At 62.2% G+C, this 3554-nt stretch carries 6 protein-coding genes; 5 read left to right on the top strand and 1 reads right to left on the bottom strand.

The annotated features are described in order from the left end of the window. Window positions 1-30 precede the first annotated feature (30 nt). Genes WCB02_RS11730 through WCB02_RS11750 form a run of 5 tightly spaced genes read left to right on the top strand, consistent with a single transcriptional unit; the run spans window position 31 to window position 3233 of the window. Window positions 31-351 carry a c-type cytochrome gene (locus tag WCB02_RS11730; RefSeq protein WP_423958349.1) on the top strand — a complete coding sequence of 107 codons (321 nt, stop codon included), beginning with the start codon at window positions 31-33 and terminating at the stop codon, window positions 349-351. Further along, window positions 352-747 (top strand): VOC family protein, encoded by a 396-nt coding sequence (locus tag WCB02_RS11735; RefSeq protein ID WP_423958344.1) that lies wholly within the window; start codon window positions 352-354, stop codon window positions 745-747. A 43-nt stretch (window positions 748-790) separates the two neighbouring features. After that, complete coding sequence (locus WCB02_RS11740; protein ID WP_423958345.1) at window positions 791-1339, top strand: gluconate 2-dehydrogenase subunit 3 family protein; 549 nt, start codon at window positions 791-793, stop codon at window positions 1337-1339. 42 nt (window positions 1340-1381) lie between these two features. Further along, complete coding sequence (locus WCB02_RS11745) at window positions 1382-2950, top strand: GMC family oxidoreductase (protein WP_423958347.1); 1569 nt, start codon at window positions 1382-1384, stop codon at window positions 2948-2950. Window positions 2951-2963: 13 nt separating this feature from the next. Beyond that, window positions 2964-3233 (top strand): hypothetical protein, encoded by a 270-nt coding sequence (locus tag WCB02_RS11750; RefSeq protein ID WP_423958348.1) that lies wholly within the window; start codon window positions 2964-2966, stop codon window positions 3231-3233. Here WCB02_RS11750 and WCB02_RS11755 read toward each other — a convergent pair. Further along, window positions 3194-3511, bottom strand: coding sequence for a ribbon-helix-helix domain-containing protein (locus WCB02_RS11755; RefSeq protein ID WP_423958350.1), 318 nt, complete (start codon window positions 3509-3511; stop codon window positions 3194-3196). The two genes, WCB02_RS11750 and WCB02_RS11755, sit on opposite strands and share 40 nt — an antisense overlap. Window positions 3512-3554: the final 43 nt, after the last annotated feature.

Raw genomic sequence — 3554 nt, forward strand, 5'->3', positions numbered from 1 at the left:
GCGCTGGCCGCGACAATGGCCGGCGCGCAGATGCCGCTGCCCGCGCCAAGGCCGCCGGATGGCGCGACGCTGTTCAAGCAGCAATGCGCGACATGCCACACCGACAATCTGACCGATCCGGTCCGGCAGGGCCCGTCACTGTTCGGCATTGTCGGGCGCCGTGCCGGCACCGCCGAGGGCTTTCACTATTCGGCGGATTTCGCCAAGGCCGATTTCGTATGGGACGAGGCCAGGCTCGACGCCTGGATGACCAACCCGCAGGCGATGATTCCGAGCGCGGTCATGGCGTACCGGCAGGCCAAACCGGAGATCCGCCGCGCCATCATCGCCTATCTGAAGGAGTTGCACTGAATGGCCAAACCCGTTCATTCGATGATCCGCGTTCTCGACGAGACGCGATCGCTCGATTTCTACCGGCGCGCCTTCGGTCTCGAAGTCGCCGATCATCTCAAATTCGAAGGTTTCGCGCTGATCTATCTGCGCCATCCCTCCTCACCGTTCGAGGTCGAGCTGACCGTCAATTTCGATCGCAAGGAGCCCTATGCGCTCGGCGACGGCTACGGCCATCTCGCGGTGGTCGTCGACGACCTCGATGCCGAACACGCACGCTTCGAACGAGAGAAACTGGCGCCCGGTCCGCTCCGCGATTTCAAGCACGACGGCAGGACGCTGGCGCGCTTCTTCTTCGTCGCCGACCCCGATGGCTACAAGATCGAGGTGATCCAGAAGGGCGGCCGCTTCGGCTGAAGCGCGATCAACAACACGCAATCATAAAACAACGGAGGAACCCATGAGAGAAATCGATCGTCGTAGCAAATATGATCGCCGCGTCTTTCTAAAGGGTGCGGCCACCGCGGTGCCGGTTGTCGCGGTCGCCGCAAGCGCAGGTGTCACCATCTCGGACGCCTGGGCCGATGAAGGAACCACGCTGGCGCCTTCCGTGCTGAAGACGTTGGTCAAGGTCGCGCGCGACATCTATCCGCACGATTTTCTGGTCGACAGCTACTACATCACCGCGATCAAGCCATGGGACGACAGGGCGGCAAAGGATCCAGCCGTCAAGGCGATGATCGAAGGCGGCGTCAGCCGGCTCGATCAGGATGCAAACGACCGTCACAAGACGGTCTATGCCGAGGTGCCCTGGGAAACCGATCGCGTGGCGCTGCTGCAAGGCATCGAGCACACCGAGTTCTTCAAGACGATCCGCGGCGACCTCGTGGTGTCGCTCTACAACCAGAAAGAGCTCTGGCCGAAATTCGGCTACGAGGGCTCCTCCGCCGAGCATGGCGGCTACATCAAGCGCGGCTTCGCCGACATCGACTGGCTCCCGAAGGCCTGAGAAGCGGAGTTTGGGAAAAAGAACAGTCAGGGAGGACTCAACATGGCTAAATTCGATCTCAACGATAGCGGCGTGGTCGTGATCATCGGTTCGGGCGCCGGCGGCGGAACGCTGGGCAACGAACTCGCGCAGAAGGGCGTGAAGGTCGTCATCCTGGAAGCCGGCGGACGCTACGAGATTCCGGACTTCATCAACGACGAATGGGACAGTTTTACCCAGCTCGCCTGGAAGGACATGCGCACGACGTCAGGAACCTGGCGCGTCCATCAGGACTTCCCCAATCTTCCGGCCTGGATCGTGAAAGCGGTGGGCGGCTCGACGGTGCATTGGGCCGGCGCATCGCTGCGCTTCGACGAACATGAGTTCAAGGCCAGGACGACCTACGGACAATTGCCCGGCGCCAACCTCTTGGACTGGCCGGTCACACTCGCGGAAATGGAGCCGTGGTACGCCAAGGCCGAAGACAAGATGGGCGTCACAAGGACCAACAACATTCCCGGCCTGCCTGGCAACAACAATTTCAGGGTGCTCGAGGCCGGCGCCAAGAAGCTCGGTTACCAGACCGTGCACACCGGCAACATGGCCATCAACTCCGAGCCGCGCGACGGACGCGGCTCCTGCCAGCAGATCGGCTTCTGCTTCCAGGGTTGCAAGTCCGGCGCCAAATGGTCGACGCTCTATACCGAAATCCCGAAGGGCGAGGCCACCGGCAATCTCGAGGTCCGTCCCAACAGCATGGCGATCAAGATCGAGCACGACGCATCAGGCAAGGTCACCGGCGTGGTCTACGCCGATGAATCCGGCGCCATGCAGCGCCAGAAGGCGCGCGTGGTGGCGGTCGCCGGCAACTCCATCGAGAGTCCTCGGCTCCTGCTCAACAGCGCCTCGAGCCAGTTCCCGGACGGGCTTGCCAACTCGTCGGGTCAGGTCGGGCGCAACTACATGCGGCACATGACCGGCAGCGTCTATGCGAGCTTCGAGAAATCGGTGCACATGTATCGCGGCACCACGATGGCGGGCATCATCCGCGACGAGGCCAAGAACAACCCGACGCGCGGCTTTGTCGGCGGTTATGAGATGGAGACGCTGTCGCTCGGCCTGCCCTTCATGGCCGCGTTCCTGAATCCGGGCGCATGGGGCCGACCCTTCACCAGCGCCATGGAGACCTATCCGCGAATGGCCGGCATGTGGCTGGTCGGCGAGGACATGCCGCAGGAGACCAACCGCATCACGCTCGATCCGGTCGCCAAGGACAAGTTCGGCATGGCGGTCGCCAGCGTGCATTTCGACGATCATCCGAACGATGTCGCGATGCGGGCGCACGCCTACAAGCAGGGTGCGGCGGTCTATGACGCCGTCGGCGCCACCGTGACCTATCCAACGCCGCCCTATCCCTCGACCCACAACATGGGCACCAACCGGATGAGCGAGAAGCCGCGAGACGGCGTGGTCAACAAGTTCGGCCAGAGCCACGACATCAAGAACCTGTTCGTGTCCGACGGCAGCCAGTTCACCTCTGGTGCGGCCTGCAACCCGACATTGACCATCGTGTCGCTGGCGATCCGGCAGGCGGATTACATGGCCGGCGCCATGCAGAAGAAGGAGATTTGATCGAGGTTCGATATTGGGCCGCTATCAGATTGACTTGCACGACGGCGACGCCACGAAGTTCACCTCTCCCGGAGGGGAGGTCGGCGCGAAGCGCCGGATGGAGGGTTTTGCTCTCTCGATGGTGCGGCGCGCCCTCACCCGATTTGCACCGGCGATGCTGCGCATCGCCGCAAGCAAATCGACCTCTCTCGCTGGGGGAGAGGTAGACCAAACGATGAGCAGCACTTATTATATCGGCCGCCGCTATTCGGCGGCGTCCATGATGGCGGGCGCGGTGCCCTGAAATTCCGGCAGCACGGCCACGCTCTTGGCGCGATAGATCAGACAGGAGCAGCGCAGCAGCGACGCGAAATTCTTGACCTCGCCGTGGTGATCGAGCACCTCATTGTGCAGTGTGGTGAGGAATTTCCCGAGGCTCATGTTCTCTTTGGCCGCGATCTCCTCCAGCGTATCCCAGAATGACAATTCCAGGCGGATCGAGGTGCAGTGGCCACCGATCCGCAGCGATCGGGTCTGCGATTCATAGTCGCGTTGCGGCTGGTGCGCGAACAGATGGCACATGAAATCCCTCCCGGCAGCTTGTCGTTTTTTGAAACGATATACC

Source organism: Bradyrhizobium sp., from assembly GCF_049581145.1.
Taxonomy (GTDB): domain Bacteria; phylum Pseudomonadota; class Alphaproteobacteria; order Rhizobiales; family Xanthobacteraceae; genus Bradyrhizobium.

Bases quoted from the DNA above. Each gene is read 5' to 3' on its own strand.
- WCB02_RS11745 (WP_423958347.1), top strand. From the start codon at position 1,382: ATGGCTAAATTCGATCTCAACGATAGCGGCGTGGTCGTGATCATCGGT.
- WCB02_RS11740 (WP_423958345.1), top strand. From the start codon at position 791: ATGAGAGAAATCGATCGTCGTAGCAAATATGATCGCCGCGTCTTTCTA.
- WCB02_RS11755 (WP_423958350.1), bottom strand. From the start codon at position 3,511: ATGTGCCATCTGTTCGCGCACCAGCCGCAACGCGACTATGAATCGCAG.
- WCB02_RS11730 (WP_423958349.1), top strand. From the start codon at position 31: ATGCCGCTGCCCGCGCCAAGGCCGCCGGATGGCGCGACGCTGTTCAAG.
- WCB02_RS11735 (WP_423958344.1), top strand. From the start codon at position 352: ATGGCCAAACCCGTTCATTCGATGATCCGCGTTCTCGACGAGACGCGA.